Below are 15,977 nucleotides of genomic sequence, written 5' to 3' on the forward strand. Positions count from 1 at the left end.
GACCGCGACCACGCCGCCGACCTCGGAGACCTGCGGATGCTGCGCGCCGAGCTGACCGGTCAGGACTGGACGACGCATCCGCGGGTCCGCGAACTCCGCGACCGCGTGCGCGAGCACCAATGGACGGCGACCGGCGCCGGCGACACCCGGCCGCGCATCGCCCTCGCGGCTCTCCAGGACGAGCTCGACGACGACACGGCCGCGCTCTCCTTCGTCTACACCGGCGACGGCATGCGGTGCGTGGTGATGACCGCCGGCGCCGGCACGATTGTGACCCTCGACCACGCGGCGATCATGCGCGCGGCGAACGGCCTGCGCGCCGACCTCGACGTATCGGCCTCGATCCGCAGCGGCCCGATGTCCGGTATCGTCTCCCGCGCGCTCGATGATCGGATGCGGCGCCTCGACGACGCCCTCCTCGGGCCGGCCCGCGCGCTGATCGGCGACCGCCGCGTCGCACTGACCGTTCCCGGCGTCCTGGCCGGCGTTCCGTGGGCCATGCTCCCGACCATGAACGGCCGAACATCCACCCTGGCGACCTCGATGTCGCGCTGGGCGCAGGAGCGTCACGCCGGCCACGACCTGCGCACGGCGGGCTTCGCCGCCGGCCCGCACGTGCCCCGGGCCGACGACGAGGTGAGCGCTGCGGCATCCGTCTGGCAGAACGCGACCGTGCTGACCGGCGCCGACGCGAGTGTGGATGCCGTGACCGCCCTCGCCGCACAGATCGACGTGCTGCACATCGCCGCCCACGGCAGGCACACCGCCGACAACCCGCTGTTCGCGGGCTTCGAGCTCGCCGACGGCGCACTGTTCGGGTACGACGTCGACCTCATCCCGCACGTGCCCGACACCGTCGTGCTCTCGGCGTGTGAACTCGGCCGCTCTTCGGTGCGCTGGGGTGAGGAGGCGCTCGGGATGACCAGGGTCTGGCTGCACGCCGGCACCCGGAGTGTGATCGCGGCCCCGGCGGTCGTGCCGGACGACGAGGCGAGCGTGCTGCTCAGCGCCCTGCACACCGGGCTCAGCGCCGGCGAATCCCCCGCGGCGGCGCTGGCCGCGGCATCCACGCAGACCGGTCTGCGCACGCCGTTCCAATGCCACGGGACCGGATTCTGAGGATTTTCTCGGTTCGATGTATCACGAGGCGCCCGGTGCGCTCTTGATCATCGGAAGGTGTCACGCAGATGCCCCGGGGCAGGGGCAAGAAGGATACGCGGTCGCGCTGGGGATGCGTGGGGACGCAGCGACGGACACCGACTGCTCAAGAGGGCGTCGTGGAATGCATCCACGGCGCCCTCCGTTTTGTGCCGTGGCCGCGGCGGGACGAGGCCGGAAGGGGGCAGGGATACTTGACTCTGACACTGTGGCAGGCGGGAGAACAGAAGCATGCTGTCCATCGGAGCGTTCGCGCAGATCGGCCAGGTGACCCATCGGATGCTGCGGCATTGGGACACCGCCGGACTGCTCGTGCCCGCGCACGTGGACGAGTTCAGCGGATACCGCTCCTACGACCCGTCGCAGCTCGAGAGGCTGCACCGGATCGTCGCTCTGCGTCAGCTCGGCTTCGGCCTCGATGACATCTCGATGGTCCTCGAGCAGGGAGTGGATGCTGCGCGCATCAGCACCCTGCTGCGCGCTCGCCGCGCCGAGGTCGAAGAAGAGCACCGGATCGCGGCCGAACGACTCGTCGATGTCGAGCGGAGGCTCCAGCTCATAGAGAAGGAGAATCAGATGTCCCAGATCGAGATCATCGAGAAGCCCCTGCCCGCCGTCCGCCTCGCCGCCCGCCGCGCTGTCGCCCAATCACAGCCCGAGGTCGCCGGCATCGTCGGCCCCGCCTTCGACGCGATCGCCGAGATCATCGGCGGCGAGCCCGGCGCGCTGGAGACACCGATCGCCGAGTACGACCATGGTGAGGGCGGCGTCTCGATCACCGTCGGATACGCCTACACCGGGCCCGAGCACGGCGGCTTCGAGATCATCGACCTTCCGGCCATGGATGCTGCCGTGTGCGGCATCCATCTCGGTTCGATGTCGGGCATCGCCGCCAGCTGGCAGGCGATCCACGCCGAGATCCTGGCGCGCGGTTTCGTGCCGTCGGGTCCGTGCCGCGAGCTGTACGTGCGCGCCGTCTCGGACGATCAGTCTGACTGGGTGACCGAGCTGCAGCAGCCCGTCGCGCGCGCCTGATCGGGGCGGCCCACCTGCAGGCGTCAGCCGGAATCACAGATGTCGGCTCAGATCACGGATCCAGACTGACACCTGTGATCCGGGCTGACGAGTGTCGCGGGGCGGAGCGCGTCAGGCGAGCATGCCGCGCCAGATGACGTCGAGCGCCGCCTTCATCCGCGCCTGCGAGTCGGGGTCGTCGAACCGCGCTCCGCGGACGACGAGCTGGTAGTACGCAACGCCCGCCAAGGCGTCGAAGCACGCCTCGACATCGAGATCGGCCCGCAGAATGCCGCGCTCGAGCCCCCGGCGCAGCGCCTCCTCAACCGGCCCCCGCCGGCGCGAGACGTGCGAGCGCCAGTAGGCCCGCTGCAGTGCGCGATCGCCCATCACCAGTCGGATGCGGTGACGGAACCGCACCTCGGAGTACCCGGATGCCGTCACAGACGCCGGATCCCCGAACACCGCCCCGATCACCGCGGCGTACAGGTCGCCGTCGGCATCCATCGTCGGCGGCACGGTGCGGCCGACGTCGAGTGCGGCCGCGATCAGCATGGTCAGCGACGGCCACCGGCGGTACAGCGCCGCCCGGCTCACACCGCTGCGTTCGACGACCCGCGAGACGGTGACCTCCTCCTCGGCGTCGATGAGAGCGAGGGTGGCCGCGATGATCTGACCGTCGATCTCTTCATCGCGGGGACGGCCGGGGCCGCGGCGCACCGCCGCCCCGGCATCCACGGTCGTCATGCCAGTGCCCGTTCGCGCAACCGGGCGACGGTGTCGTCGCCGAGACCGGCCGCGCGCAGCGGTGCGAGCGCGTCGCCGTGCCGTTCCCGCAGGGTGCTCAGCAGCATCCGCATCGAGACCTCCATCGATCCCTCCATCAGGGTCCGCCCATCGAACGCGTCGACATCGATGCCCAGTGCCTTCCACATCGCGCCCATGACGGGGCGGTTTCGCTCCATGATCGCCGCCATGTTCTCACTCGTGCGGGCGTAGTCGGCGACGATGTCGTCGTCGGCGGCGCCGAGTGCGAGCAGCAGCATCGCGGCGAGCACGCCGGTGCGGTCGCGCCCCGCCGCGCAGTGGAACGCTGTCGTGCCCGGTGAGTACGCGATCACGTTCAGTGCCGTGACGAGCTGCGGAGCCGCCCGCTCGACCATGTCGACGTACATCTCTCCCATCGCCTCGTGGCCGAGCTGACTGGGCGCACCCTCTTTCATCGAGTCGCCGACGTTCGCGATGAGCGGCAGGTGGTGGTAGGTCACGGGGCGGTCGCCGAACGGGCCGCGGCCGGTGGTCGAGACCTCCAGCGGCGAGCGCAGGTCGATGATCGCGCTGAGCCCGGCGGCGACGAGTTCGTCGGCAACCTCGTCGGTGACGTAGGCGATGTCGTCCGTGCGGATCGCGAGGCCCTCACGGAGCACTCCTCCGTCAATAGCGATGCCACCGAGATCGCGCAGGTTGACCGGGGCGCTGGGGGCGATGTCGATCGTGGTCATGTGATTCTCCTTCGGATGAGGGCGCTGCCCTGGTCGATCGCCGTGACGAGCACGATGATGCAGATGATGATGGCGCTGAGGTGGCCGTAGTCGTACATGCGCATGGCGGTGGTCAGCTCCAGTCCGATACCGCCGGCGCCGACGAGGCCGAGGATGGTCGCGCCGCGCACGTTGCCCTCGAACAGCAGCAGCGAGTACGACACGAGGAGGGGAGCGGCCTGCGGCAGCACGCCGTACTGGATGACCTGCCGCTTCGATGATCCGACCGCCTGCATCGCGACGATGGGGCCGCGATCGACGGATTCCATCGCCTCGGCGAAGATCTTCCCGATCGAGCCGATCGACCCGAGGGTCATGGCGAGGATGCCGGCGAACGGCCCGAGTCCGACGGCCGAGACGAACATCAGCGCGAAGACGAGGTCGGGCACCGAGCGGATGATGTTCATCACCCAGCGAGCCGGGTAGTACAGCCACCGGGGCGCGATGTTGGATGCCGCGGCCACCGCGAACAGCAGCGAGAGCACCGCACCGAGCACGGTTCCGATGATCGCCATCTGCAGCGTCTCGATCAGCAGCGCCACGATCGTGCCGAACTGGGAGAAGTCGGGCGGGAAGAGCCGCGAGACGAACTCGCCCATGTTGATCGCGCCCTCGCCGAGCTTCACGAAGTCGAAGCCGACACCGCCCGCCGACCAGAACAGGATGATGATCGCGATCGGGATGCCGATGAGGAAGCGTGTGCGCGGCAGGGAGAACGCGCGCTCCATGCGGGTGCGCTCGGCGGGCGGCAGCGTCGGCCGCTCGCGCGGTCTGCGCGTCTCAGTGGTCGTCATCGTTGTCCTCCTCGGTCGCGTACAGCGGTGCGAGTTTCTCGTGGTCGAGGTCGGCGGTCGGCGCCGACAGGATCATCTCGCCGTGACGCAGGCCCACGATCCTGTCGATGTGCGCGAGGGCGAGCGGCAGCACGTGCAGACTCACCAGCACCGGGATGCCGTCATCTGCGGCGATCTCGCGCAGAAGCCCCAGCACCGACCCGGCGAGCTTGGGGTCGAGCGATGCCACCGGCTCATCGGCGAGGATCACCCGCGGCCGCTGCATGAGCGCTCGCGCGATGGCGACGCGCTGCTGCTGGCCGCCGCTGAGCGATCGCGCCGGAGCCTTCGCCTTGTGCGCGATGCCGACGCGGTCGAGCAGCTCGAGCGCGCGGCGCCGGTCGGCAGAGGAGAATCTGCCGACCAGATTGATCGCGCCAGCGTTCCGCAGTCCGCCGGTGAGCACGTTGGTCAGCACGCTCAGACGCGGGATCAGGTTGAACTGCTGGAACACCTGCCCGACCTCCGAGCGCAGCGTGCGCAGCTCACCGCGGGCGAGGTTGGTGACGTCGTGCCCGGCGACCCGCACGGATCCGCCCGAGATCGGTGCGAATCCCGTCAGACTCCGCATCAGCGTCGACTTGCCGGAGCCGGATGCGCCGAGCAGCGCGACCATCTCGCCGGGGAACAGGTCGAGGTCGACACCCTCGAGCACCGGGTCGCGATCGTACGCCACCTGCAGGTCCCGCACGGTCACGAGCGGCAGCGCCTGCCGCAACTCCTCGGTCGTCGTGCGGATCGCCGAATCGGATGCCGGGGCGGGGTCGGATGCCGTAGCATCCGCCCCACGCCGACCCACGATCTGGCTCATTCCAGGTCCTCGAGTTCGACACCGGCGACGCCGGCGATCTCGGCGAACGAGGCGTACAGCGAGGCATCCGGGGCGACGGTCTGCCCGAGCGTTGCGAACGACCCCATGGCTCCGAGACGCTCCTCGTTCTCGGGGGCGAACACCTCGGCGATGCCCTCGGCGATCACGGTGCGGGTCTCTTCGTCGAGCGACTGACGGCCCAGCACCGTACCCTGCACGCTCATCGACGGGCTCTGGCCGACGCCGCGCCACTCGCCGTCGGCGAACGGGAACATCGGGGCGCCGAGCTCGGTGAGCATGTTCGCCGTGCACGCGGCATCCACCTGACCCTGCGCGAGTGCGGCGAAGCTGCCCTCGTGACCGCCAGCGAAGATCGCCTCGTAGTCGACGTCCTGCTCGAGACCCGCCTCGTGCAGCATGTAGACGGGCATGAAGTAGCCGGAGCTCGAGGCCTGGTCGGCGAACGCGACCGTCTTGCCCTTGAAATCCTCGACCTCCTGGATCGGGGAGTCCTCCAGCACGACGCAGGTCGAGACGGGCTCGTCGTCGCCCTCGAAGGCGACCAGGGCGTCGACCTCGCCGGTGTTCACGGCGAGCGCGGACGGGAATCCGCTCATGATGCCGATGTCGACGTGGTCGTTGCGGATGGCCTCCACGACGCTGAGGTAGTCGGGCACGTCGGTGACCTCGACCTCGCGGCCGGTGGCCTCTTCGAACAGCTCGGCGAACACCTCGATCGGGTTCTCGGCGGTGGGGTCTTCGCCGAGCGGGAGGGTGGCGATGGTGATGGGGGCATCCTCGTCGGATGCCTGAGCATCGGATGCCGCAGCCTGACATCCGGTGAGAGCGAGAGCAGCGATACCGAACATGCCCAGGGCGGGCAGGGTGTAGCGGCGCATGGCGGGTGACCTTTCAGAGGGGGGGGGTGAGGGTGTTCTCCGGATTTCGAGAACACCTGTATTCGAACTCCTGAAGGTGACAGGGAATTACGAGACCGTCGTACCCGTAATGGAACGAAGGATGAACAACACGTATCGCGGGCCGAGGGTGAACAATGGATGTCGATGTCATCGCTTCAACTCCAGAGCATCCGAGTGCCGACGGCGGCGGTCGGGCCGGACAACCCGTTGCCGCCTCTGGTCAAGGCCGGTGACACGTACATCGACGATCCGAAGATCGACGACCCCGACCTGCTCGCTCGCGTCCGGTACGGGCATCTGTCGACGACGCTCCCGTACCTCATGCAGGACGGCTACATCCGCGAACGGTCCGAGCAGGATCTGCCCGTCGCCGTCCTCGAGAACGACGTGCTGCGGGCGACGTTCCTGCTGGGCCTCGGCGGTCGCCTGTGGTCACTGATCCACAAGCCGACCGGGCGCGAACTGCTGTTCCGCAACTCGATCATCCAGCCCACCAACCTCGCGCTGCGGGGAGCGTGGTTCGCCGGCGGCGTCGAGTGGAACCTCGGCACGAAAGGGCACACGACCCTCACCTGCGAACCGCTGCACGCCGTCGAAGTGCGCGCAGACGACGGGTCCCCCGTGCTCCGTCTGTATGAATACGAACGTACGAGAGAGCTCGTCTACAGCATCGACTTCTCCCTGCCGGACGGCAGCGACGTGCTTCTCGCCGCGGTGCGGGTGACGAACCCGACACCCGCGCCGGTGCCGCTCTACTGGTGGACCAACATCGCTGTTCCCGAAAGCGCCGACGTCCGCGTGATCGCGCCCGCGACGCAGGCCTTCCACTACGGCTACCCGAGCGGCCTCCACGTCGTGCCGGTGCCCGAACACGACGGCCGCGACCTCAGCTACGGCGCGACATCACCCCACGCCGGGGACTGGTTCTTCGACTGCAGAACCGCATCCCGCCCCTGGATCGCGGCCCTCGACGATCACGGATGCGGCCTGGTGCACGTCTCAACCCGCCGCCTGATCGGCCGCAAGCTCTTCGTGTGGGGCGACGGGGTCGGCGGCCGCAACTGGCAGCGATTCCTGTGCGGCACGGACGAGCGCTATCTCGAGATCCAGGGCGGCGCCGCCACGACCCAGTTCGAGCACGAACAGCTTGGGCCACGATCGGCAACCACCTGGGTCGAGGCGTTCGGCCTCGCTGACGTCGACCCGTCGCTGGCGCACGGCGCGTGGTCGGATGCCGTCGATGCCACGAACAGCGTCGCCGACCGCGTGGCACCGACCGCGCTTCTGGAAGCCGAACTCCTCGCGTCGGCAGCACGCGCGGACCGCGCGCCGCACCGGATGCTGCACCGGGGCTCGGGGTGGGGAGCACTCGAAGAGCACCGCCGGAGCCGGAGCGGAGAGCCGCCGCTGACGACCCCCGGCATCCCCTTCACCCCGGACCAGCTCGATGCGGAGCAGTCGCCGTGGGTCGCGCTGGTGGACTCCGGACGCCTCCCCGCCGCCGATCCGGCGGATTCCCCGAGATCGTACGTCGTCGGGGCGTCGTGGGTCGAGCGGCTGGAGCAGGCACCAGACGGATGGGAGACGTGGCTGCATCGCGGCATCGCGCGCTGGCATGCCAGCGACGCGGAGGGCGCCTACGCGGCGATGCTCCACTCGGTGCGTGCGCTCCCGACCGCGTGGGCGCACCGCAACCTCGGAACGATGGATCGGGCAGCCGGGCGCAGTGCTGCCGCTGTCGAGCACTACCGGTCTGCCATCGCCCTGAAACCCGGTCTGCGGCCGCTCGTCATCGAGGCGCTGATCGTGCTGTTGGAAGCCGGCCTCGCAGACGAGGCGCTCGCGCTCATCGGCCAGCTGAGCGACGAGCATCGCACCAGCGGACGAATCCGGATGATCGAGATCCGCGCCGCGCTTGCGGCCGGTGATCTCGATCGCGCCGGAGCATTGTTGGACACGGATCTCGTGGTCGCCGACCTTCGCGAGGGCGAGGAATCGCTCTCGGCACTCTGGGCCGACTATCACGCACAGCGGGGCACGAATCCGATGCCCGCTGTTCCCCCGCACCTCGACTTCGAGATGAGCTGACACGTGAGCTGAATCTTCGAGGTGAGCTGATACTGCTCAGCGGAATCGGGCCAGAGACGCGTCGAGCGTCGCCAGCGTCTCCGGTGACACGGCAGCCCCGCCGGCGCGCAGCGCGAGCAGCCCGGCCCCAACCGCACCGTCGGCGACCGGACGCAGCTCGAGGCCCGTGGCAGCATCACCGAGACGCCGCAAGAAGGCATCCCGGACAGGGCCCGGACGGGCGAGGACGCTTCCTCCGACGACGAGAGGTCCGCGCCCGCGCAGCACAGCCGTGAGCGAGTCGGCGAGATGCTCGCCTGCTCGGCGCAGGATCTCGTCTGCGACCCGGTCGCCCGGTACGAACGCGAGCGGTGCGAGCTCGGCGAGCTCGATCGGGCGCTGGGCGTACAGCACCTCGACGATCCGGTCGAGGGCGCGCGACCGCCCTGCGCCGCCCGGATCAGCAGCCCCGGCATCCGCGCTGATCCCCAGTCGATCGAGGACGGCACCGGTCAGCGCCGTCTGGGGGCCTGCGCGATCGAGGTCGCGCACGACTGCTCTGGCCACCCGATGCCCGATCCAGAAGCCGCTGCCGCGGTCTCCGAGCAGCCACCCCAGTCCGTCGCTGGATGACTCGATACGGCCGTCCGCGACCCGCACAGCCGATGCCCCCGTGCCGGCGACGACGGCGTAGCCGAAAGGCTCGACGGCTCCGCTGGAGTACGTGGCCAGCAGGTCTGATTCGAAGGTGAGCCGGCCGGCGAACCCCTCGGTGACCAACAGATCCAGGAGCCAACCGCCCTCCGCATCGACGCTGTTCTGACCGGCCATCGCCGCGCTGATCACAGACACGTCGGCGAGCGACCGGCCGGAGGGCACGAGCGCCTGCGTGATGGCATCCAGCACTCCCTCGGCGGCCGCGTCGACACCGGCGGAGAGCGGGTTCCCGCGCCCGCCGACGCCGTAGCCGATGCACGCGCCCGCGGTGGTCATCAGCACGGCCCTGGTGGACGTTCCGCCGGCATCCACCCCCATCATCAGCGTGTCGTGACTCATTTGTTATTTGCCCTAACTTGACGTTTCCCCGCGGTAAGAATAGTTTTCAACCCAACGGAATCTTCCCGGGTCCGACTCTGGGGGCAATGGTGCCACGCAGTATGAAGACCGGCAATGGCGTGATCGTCAGCCGGATAGCCGAGTATCGCGATGCGATGCCCGAGGCACTGTCACGCATCGCTGACCTCGTGATCTCACAGCCGGCCCTCCCGGTGGAATCGACCATCACCGACCTCGCCGAACGAGCAGGCAGCTCCCCGGCGAGCGTCACCCGGTTCTGCCGCGCACTCGGTTTCACCGGGTACCCGCAGTTCCGCGTTGCCATCGCGACAGAGCTCGGCCACCTCGCCGCCGACAGCGCCTGGCGCATGGACATCGGCGCCGAGTTCAAGCCGACCGATTCCCCGGAGACGATTCTGCGCACGCTGCTGAACGTCCATGTGCGCAGCCTCGAGGCCACCCGCGAAGGCATCGACATGGATGCCGTCGGCAGGGTCGCGCGTGCGATCGCCGCCAGCGACCACGTCGACGTCTACGGCCTCGGCGGCAGCGCAGGGATCGCCCTCGAGTTCCAGCGCCGGATGCACCGCATCGGCATCAATGCGCACGCCTGGTCAGACGTGCACGACGGCCTCGCCAGCGCCGTGCTGCAGGATGAGAACTCCGTCGCGATCGGGGTCTCCAGCACGGGGCAGACGAATGAGACCGTGCAGATGCTCAGCCAGGCGGCCGCGGCCGGCGCGCTCGCCGTCGCGATCACGCACGATGACGAGAGCTGGATCGCCGACGTCGCCGACGTGTCGCTCACCATGGCGGCGCCGGTCGGGTACCTGCGCCCGGACGACATGTCCGTGAAGCACGCGCAGCTGTTCGTGCTCGATCTGCTCTACCTGCTCATCGCGCAGCAGATGTTCGAGCCGGCCACCCGGCGCCTCGTCGCGACCGCCACGGCGGTGTCGTCGCACCGCAGGCCCCGAACGTCGAGATCAGGCGGGACGGATGCTGCGCTCGACGACGATACCCCTGACCACTCGGACGACTACTCGCTTGACCACTCGCACGACCAGGAGGCCGCCAGTTGACCGCAGCACCGTCGGATCTGTTCCGTGAAGCGCACGAACGCCTCGCCCGCCTGACCGCGGACGCCGAGGCCGGCGCGCTCGACCCCGCGATCGAGATGCTGGTGGCGGCGCTCGACGCCGGCGGGGTGATCCACGCGTTCGGCACCGGGCACTCCGAGGCCTTCGCGATGGAGATCTCCGGTCGTGCGGGCGGGCTGATCCCGACCAACAAGTTCGCCCTGCGCGACCTTGTAATGCACGGCGACCGCGACATCGACGTGCTCACCAGCTCGCTGGAGCGTGAGCCCTGGTTGGTCGACGAGCTGATGGCCACGGTGCCGGTGGGTACGGGCGACGTCTTCATGATCGCCTCGAACTCCGGTGTGAACGGATCGATCGTCGGCGCGGCCCTGTGGGCGCAGGAGCGCGGACACCGGGTGATCGCGGTGACCAGCATGGAGCACACCATGCGCGTCGAGCCGAAGCATCCATCCGGCAAGCGCCTCGCCGATGTCGCCGACGTCGTGATCGACAACCTCGCCCCCTACGGCGACACGACTCTCGAGATCGCCGGCGGCATCGGCGCCGGCGCGATCTCGTCGATCACCGGCACCTTCATCGCCCAGCTGCTCACGCTCGGCGTCGCCCGCACGATCGCCGACCGCGGCGACACTCCCCCGATGTACATCTCCGCGAACATTCCCGGCGGCGATGAACACAACTCCGTCCTTGAGGACCGCTACAGCGGCCGCATGCGACGGGGCGCCTGATCCGGGCACCGACCACCACAAGGAAAGGTATGAACGATGGCACTCACAGAAACGTCCATCAGTCGCCGTAACCTGCTGCGAGGAGCGACAGCGACGGCGCTGCTGCTCCCGTTCGGCATGTCGCTGGCATCCTGCGCCGCCCCGAGCGGAGGAGGCGGTGACGCCGGGCCCGCCGGCGAGTCCACAGCCGAGAACCCGTTCGGCGTCGCCGCCGACACCAAGGTCGACGCGGTCGTCTTCGACGGCGGCTACGGCATCGACTACGTCGAGAACGCCGCGAAGATCATGGAGGGCAACAAGGGTCTCGACGGCGTGACCATCGCCGTCGCGGCAGCCACCAAGATCGCCCAGGAACTGCAGCCGCGCTTCGTCGGCGGCAACCCGCCCGACCTGGTCGACAACTCCGGCGCGAACTCGATCGGCTGGAACACGATCCTGGAACAGCTCGAAGACCTCAGCGACGTGCTCGAGGCGGAGAACCTCGAGGGCGAGAAGATCTCCGACACACTCTTCGAGGGCGTGAAGGCGCCGGGCACCTTCGGGGACAAGTTCGCCGCGATCAACTACGTGTTCACCACGTACGGCCTCTGGTACTCGGGCAGCCTGTTCGAAGAGAACGGCTGGGAACCGCCGACGACCTGGCAGGACCTGAAGGCTCTCGGCGAATCCGCGAAGGAGAAGGGCAAGTACCTGTTCCTGTGGGGCAAGGAGGCCGCGACCTACTACCAGACCTTCGTCGTCGACTCCGCCATCATCCAATCGGGCGACGAGGTTCGCCTGCCGCTGGAGAACCTGGAAGAGGGATGCTGGTCGCACCCCACCCTGCAGAGCATTCTCACCTCGCTGCACGAACTGATCGAGGCCGGCTACGTCAAGCCCGGTGGCGGTGGCACCCAGTTCACGCAGGCGCAGGCCCAGTGGAGCCTCGACCAGGAGGCGCTGCTGTACCCCTCCGGGTCGTGGATCGAGAACGAGATGAAGGACACCACGGCCGAGAACTTCCAGATGAAGGGTGTGCGCGAGATGCCCTACGACGACCAGGCCACCACCCCGGCCGGGTACATGCGCGCCGAAGCGGGCGAGCCGTTCATCGTGCCGTCGAACTCCAAGAACCCCGCCGGGGGCAAGGAACTGCTGCGCACGATGCTCTCGAAAGAGGCAGCGTCGGCATTCTCGAAGGAGAAGCTCGCCCCGACCGTCGTCAAGGACATCGTTCCCGAGGACGGCTTCGGGTCGACCGCCCTGGTGTCGCAGGTCGAGATGATCGACGCGGCCGGCTCCGGCATGTTCACGATCAAGTCGTTCAACCTGTACGGCATGAACAGCGATCAGCTGCCGATCTGGAACTCGTTCCTCGACGGCAAGATGTCGGTCGATGAGATCACCTCGCAGCTGCAGGCGCTGACCGACAAGATCCGCGACGACAGCTCCATCGATATGATCGAGATCCCGGGCCGGCAGCACGGGGTCGGGCCGCGGCAGGGCACCCCGCCGCGGTCCGGGCCGCCCCGTCGGGCCGGCGCACCCCGCCCCGACTGGGGCGCCGCAGGATGACGTTCGACTTCATCTCGTTCGTCCTGGTGTTCCTCGGGCTGCCGCTGGCGATCTTCCTGATCTTCGTGATCTCGCCGTTCGTGCAGGCCGTGTACTACTCGATGACGAACTGGACCGGCTTCTCGGCGAACATGGACTTCATCGGGGTGCAGAACTTCGTGAGACTGTTCCAGGACACGACGTTCCTGCAGGCGATGGGCAACAACGCCCTGCTCGCCATCGTGGTACCGCTGATCACCCTCATCATCGCCCTGGCCTTCGCCAGCATGATCACCGTCGGCGGACCGAGCCACGGGCAGGTCCGCGGGCTCGCGGGCTCGAGCTTCTACCGCGTCGTGTCGTTCTTCCCCTACGTCATCCCGGCGATCGTCATCGCGATCCTGTGGAACATGATCTACACCCCGAACGGGCTGCTCAACGGCATCCTGGGCATCTTCGGAATCGACACGAATCAGTTCGCCTGGCTCGGTGATGCGCGAACGGCCATGGGCGCGACGATCTTCGTGATCGTGTGGGGCATGGTCGGGTTCTACATGGTGCTCTTCGTCGCCGCGATCAAGGGCATCCCCGCAGAGACGCTGGAGGCCGCGCGCATCGACGGTGCCGGACGCTACCGCACCGTCACCTCGATCGTGCTGCCGCAGATCCGCGACAACGTGCAGACCGCCTACATCTATCTGGGAATCCTGGCCCTCGACGCCTTCGTGTACATGGTGGGCCTGAACGCCACCGGCGGCCCGGGAAACAGCACCCTCGTGATGAGCCAGTACCTGTTCCGCACGGCGTTCGAGAAGGGCCAGTTCGGCCTCGCCAGCGCCATGGGCGTGGTGCTCGCCGTGCTCACCCTCGTGTTCGCCGCCCTCGTGATCGGCATCTTCCGATTGATCGGCGGCAAGGCTGAGGAGGTGCGATCGTGAGCACCGAGACACGCACAGCGATCACGATCGACAAGCGCAACGCCCCGCGCCGTCCGGTCCGGAAGGTGAAGTCCTCGGCAGGCGACAAGGCGGTCGGCGGCGCCTCGCACGTCATCCTGGCCCTCTGGTCGCTCGTGGTCATCCTGCCGATGGTGTGGACCCTCATCGGCTCGTTCAAGACGACGCCCGAGATCTTCAGTTCGCCATTCGGACTGCCCGCCGAGTGGAACTTCGACAACTACGTCAACGCCTGGGTGAACAACAACTTCGGGCAGATGTTCCTCAACACGATCATCGTCGTGGGCGTCTCGCTGGTGCTCGTGATGATGCTCGGCGCGATGTGCGCGTACGTGCTGGCGAGGTTCTCGCTGCCGGGAAGCCGGGTCATCTATTACCTGATGCTCGCGGGGCTGACCTTCCCGGTGTTCCTCGCCATCGTGCCGCTGTTCTTCATCCTGCAGGGGATGGGGCTGCTGAACACCCTGCCGGGGCTGATCCTCACCTACGTGGCGTTCGCACTGCCGTTCACCGTGTTCTTCCTGTACTCGTTCTTCAAGTCGTTGCCGTACGAGATCCAGGAAGCGGCGTACGTGGACGGTGCCAGCGAATGGCGGACGTTCTTCCAGGTGATGCTGCCGATGGCCAAGCCGGGCATGGCCGCTGTCGCGATCATGAACTTCCTCGGCCTGTGGAACCAGTTCCTGCTGCCGATCTCGCTGAACACGAACACCGACAACTACGTGCTCTCGCAGGGCATGGCGAACTTCGCCTCGGCCGCCGGCTACCAGGTGGACTTCGGTGCGATGTTCGCCGCGGTGATGATCACGATCATCCCGGTGCTGCTGGTGTACGTGCTCTTCCAGCGGCAGCTGCAGGGTTCGGTGTCGCAGGGGACGTCGCGGTGAATCAGCGCAGCGCGACCGCGGCTCCCGTGCGAAGCGCCTGCGCGACGGCATCCATCACGAGTTGGGCGCGGTAGCCGTCGTCGATGGTCGGCAGTGCCTCCCGGTGATCGCCCCGGGAGGCGCTGACGAAATCGCTGAGCTGCGCGTCGGCGCCGTCGGCGAACGACGTCACCGGCACGGCCCGCCGCTGGATTCCGGATGCTGTGCCGACCACGACGTCCTCCTCGGTGGAGTCCGCCCTGATCCACCCTCGAGCGCCGAACACTTCGACGGTGATGGAGCCGGGCACGCCGACGTCCGGCGAGACGCGGCTGATCGTCAGCGCGGCCGTCGCGCCCGACTCCGCCGCCAGATGCAGTTCGGCGTCATCGTGATTGGTCACCGGGCGGATCATGCCGGTGTCGTCCGCACGCTCGGTGATCGTCGTCCGTGACCGGGCTTCGACCTGTGCCACCTCTCCGAGCATCCACCGCACGAGATCGATGGCGTGGGGGCCGAGATCGGAGACGACGCCGAGTGGTTCGTGTGCGGCGTCGAAATGCCAGTTCCAACCGCCCGCGGGAGTCGCGGCCGAGGACTGCAGATAGCGGATGCGCACGTGCTTCACGGTGCCGACGGTTCCCTCGCGGATGGCGTCGTGCAATTCTCGGAACAGCGGATGCCACCGCAGGGTGAAACCCGTGAGGGCGGGCCTGTCCGCCAGTAGGTCGCGGATGCGTCGGGCCCCCTCGCCGTCAAGCGCGAGTGGCTTCTCACAGAGGACGGCGACGCGGGACTCTGACACCGCGCGCACTGCGGCCTCGTGGTCGCTCGGAGGGGTGGCGATGATCACCCCATCGAGGTTCTCGGTAGCCAGCATCCGCTCGATCGAGGCGTAAGAACGCGGGATGCCGTGCGCTGCAGCGAAAGCGGATGCGCGCTCGCCGTCGCGTCCGCACACGGCCACGATCTCGACATCGCTCAGCCGCTGTGCGCCGGGAACGTAATACGTCGACGGCCAGCTGCCATGACCGATGATGGCGAGACGGCAACGCGCGTCTCCGCCGTCGTCCGCCGCGCCCGTCATCGGGTCAGCGCCCCTCGGCGGCCTCGGTGTGGTGCCGGATGACCTCGGCCACCACGAAGTTGAACCACTTCTCGGCGAACTCCGGATCGAGGTGCGCCTCGGCGGCGAGCGCGCGCAGCCGCGCGACCTGCTGCTCCTCCCGCGCCGGGTCGGACGGCGGCATCTCGTGCTCCGCCTTGAGGATGCCGACCTGCTGCGTCGCCCGGAATCGCTCGGCGAGCATGTAGATGAGCGAGGCGTCGATATTGTCGATCGTGCCGCGCAGGCGCAGCAGTTCGGCGCGGGCGTCTTCGGCGTCGGTCAT

General features: G+C 68.3%; 16 protein-coding genes. 8 read left to right on the forward strand and 8 right to left on the reverse strand.

From position 1 onward, the window contains the following. Together ACTICP_RS00780 and ACTICP_RS00785 are read left to right on the forward strand one after the other, a co-directional pair. On the forward strand, positions 1-1,119 hold a 1,119-nt coding region (locus ACTICP_RS00780), incomplete at its 5' end, for a CHAT domain-containing protein (protein WP_441888541.1). A 270-nt stretch (positions 1,120-1,389) separates the two neighbouring features. Further along, complete coding sequence (locus tag ACTICP_RS00785; protein ID WP_441888543.1) at positions 1,390-2,193, forward strand: MerR family transcriptional regulator; 804 nt, start codon at positions 1,390-1,392, stop codon at positions 2,191-2,193. A gap of 111 nt (positions 2,194-2,304) precedes the next feature. Here the strand turns inward: ACTICP_RS00785 and ACTICP_RS00790 are convergent, their stop codons facing one another. Genes ACTICP_RS00790 through phnD form a run of 5 tightly spaced genes read right to left on the reverse strand, consistent with a single transcriptional unit; the run spans position 2,305 to position 6,256 of the window. Continuing rightward, a complete protein-coding gene (locus ACTICP_RS00790) occupies positions 2,305-2,919 on the reverse strand; it encodes a TetR/AcrR family transcriptional regulator (protein WP_441888545.1) in 615 nt (204 codons plus the stop codon). Beyond that, the gene (locus ACTICP_RS00795) at positions 2,916-3,674 is read right to left on the reverse strand and encodes a tyrosine-protein phosphatase (RefSeq protein ID WP_441888547.1); all 759 of its coding nucleotides are present in this window, start codon (positions 3,672-3,674) and stop codon (positions 2,916-2,918) included. The genes ACTICP_RS00790 and ACTICP_RS00795 overlap by 4 nt, the downstream gene beginning before the upstream one ends. Next, positions 3,671-4,507 carry a phosphonate ABC transporter, permease protein PhnE gene (gene phnE / locus ACTICP_RS00800; RefSeq protein WP_441888549.1) on the reverse strand — a complete coding sequence of 279 codons (837 nt, stop codon included), beginning with the start codon at positions 4,505-4,507 and terminating at the stop codon, positions 3,671-3,673. The genes ACTICP_RS00795 and phnE overlap by 4 nt, the downstream gene beginning before the upstream one ends. Further along, entirely contained in the window at positions 4,494-5,357 is an 864-nt protein-coding gene (locus tag ACTICP_RS00805; protein WP_441888551.1) for a phosphonate ABC transporter ATP-binding protein, read from the reverse strand. The genes phnE and ACTICP_RS00805 overlap by 14 nt, the downstream gene beginning before the upstream one ends. After that, positions 5,354-6,256 carry a phosphate/phosphite/phosphonate ABC transporter substrate-binding protein gene (gene phnD / locus ACTICP_RS00810; RefSeq protein ID WP_441888553.1) on the reverse strand — a complete coding sequence of 301 codons (903 nt, stop codon included), beginning with the start codon at positions 6,254-6,256 and terminating at the stop codon, positions 5,354-5,356. Before phnD ends, ACTICP_RS00805 begins: the two co-directional genes overlap by 4 nt. 165 nt (positions 6,257-6,421) lie before the next feature. On the opposite strand from phnD, the gene ACTICP_RS00815 reads away from it, so the two are divergent. Then, positions 6,422-8,365 carry a DUF5107 domain-containing protein gene (locus tag ACTICP_RS00815; RefSeq protein WP_441888555.1) on the forward strand — a complete coding sequence of 648 codons (1,944 nt, stop codon included), beginning with the start codon at positions 6,422-6,424 and terminating at the stop codon, positions 8,363-8,365. Between the two features lie 36 nt (positions 8,366-8,401). On the opposite strand, the gene ACTICP_RS00820 is transcribed toward ACTICP_RS00815, so the two are convergent. Then, positions 8,402-9,400: an N-acetylglucosamine kinase gene (locus tag ACTICP_RS00820; protein WP_441888557.1), complete on the reverse strand. Its 999-nt coding sequence runs from the start codon at positions 9,398-9,400 to the stop codon at positions 8,402-8,404. An 86-nt stretch (positions 9,401-9,486) separates the two neighbouring features. Between ACTICP_RS00820 and ACTICP_RS00825 the strand changes: the two genes are divergently transcribed. From ACTICP_RS00825 to ACTICP_RS00845, 5 genes are read left to right on the forward strand one after another with little or no spacing between them, the layout of a single operon-like run. Further along, positions 9,487-10,482, forward strand: a complete 996-nt coding sequence (locus ACTICP_RS00825) for a MurR/RpiR family transcriptional regulator (RefSeq protein WP_441888559.1) — start codon at positions 9,487-9,489, stop codon at positions 10,480-10,482. Then, positions 10,479-11,231, forward strand: coding sequence for a sugar isomerase domain-containing protein (locus ACTICP_RS00830; protein WP_441888561.1), 753 nt, complete (start codon positions 10,479-10,481; stop codon positions 11,229-11,231). The genes ACTICP_RS00825 and ACTICP_RS00830 overlap by 4 nt, the downstream gene beginning before the upstream one ends. Before the next feature lie 36 nt (positions 11,232-11,267). Next, on the forward strand, positions 11,268-12,785 hold the full coding sequence (ngcE, locus tag ACTICP_RS00835) for an N-acetylglucosamine/diacetylchitobiose ABC transporter substrate-binding protein (RefSeq protein WP_441888563.1): 1,518 nt from the start codon (positions 11,268-11,270) through the stop codon (positions 12,783-12,785). Beyond that, the gene (locus ACTICP_RS00840) at positions 12,782-13,702 is read left to right on the forward strand and encodes a carbohydrate ABC transporter permease (protein WP_441888565.1); all 921 of its coding nucleotides are present in this window, start codon (positions 12,782-12,784) and stop codon (positions 13,700-13,702) included. Before ngcE ends, ACTICP_RS00840 begins: the two co-directional genes overlap by 4 nt. Further along, positions 13,699-14,607 (forward strand): carbohydrate ABC transporter permease, encoded by a 909-nt coding sequence (locus ACTICP_RS00845; protein WP_441888567.1) that lies wholly within the window; start codon positions 13,699-13,701, stop codon positions 14,605-14,607. The genes ACTICP_RS00840 and ACTICP_RS00845 overlap by 4 nt, the downstream gene beginning before the upstream one ends. A 1-nt stretch (position 14,608) precedes the next feature. Here the strand turns inward: ACTICP_RS00845 and ACTICP_RS00850 are convergent, their stop codons facing one another. Both ACTICP_RS00850 and ACTICP_RS00855 read right to left on the reverse strand, forming a co-directional pair. Beyond that, positions 14,609-15,673 (reverse strand): Gfo/Idh/MocA family protein, encoded by a 1,065-nt coding sequence (locus tag ACTICP_RS00850; RefSeq protein WP_441888569.1) that lies wholly within the window; start codon positions 15,671-15,673, stop codon positions 14,609-14,611. Positions 15,674-15,677: 4 nt separating this feature from the next. Next, the gene (locus ACTICP_RS00855) at positions 15,678-15,977 is read right to left on the reverse strand and encodes a chorismate mutase (RefSeq protein WP_441888571.1); all 300 of its coding nucleotides are present in this window, start codon (positions 15,975-15,977) and stop codon (positions 15,678-15,680) included.

This window comes from Microbacterium sp., from assembly GCF_052102115.1.
GTDB lineage: Bacteria > Actinomycetota > Actinomycetes > Actinomycetales > Microbacteriaceae > Microbacterium.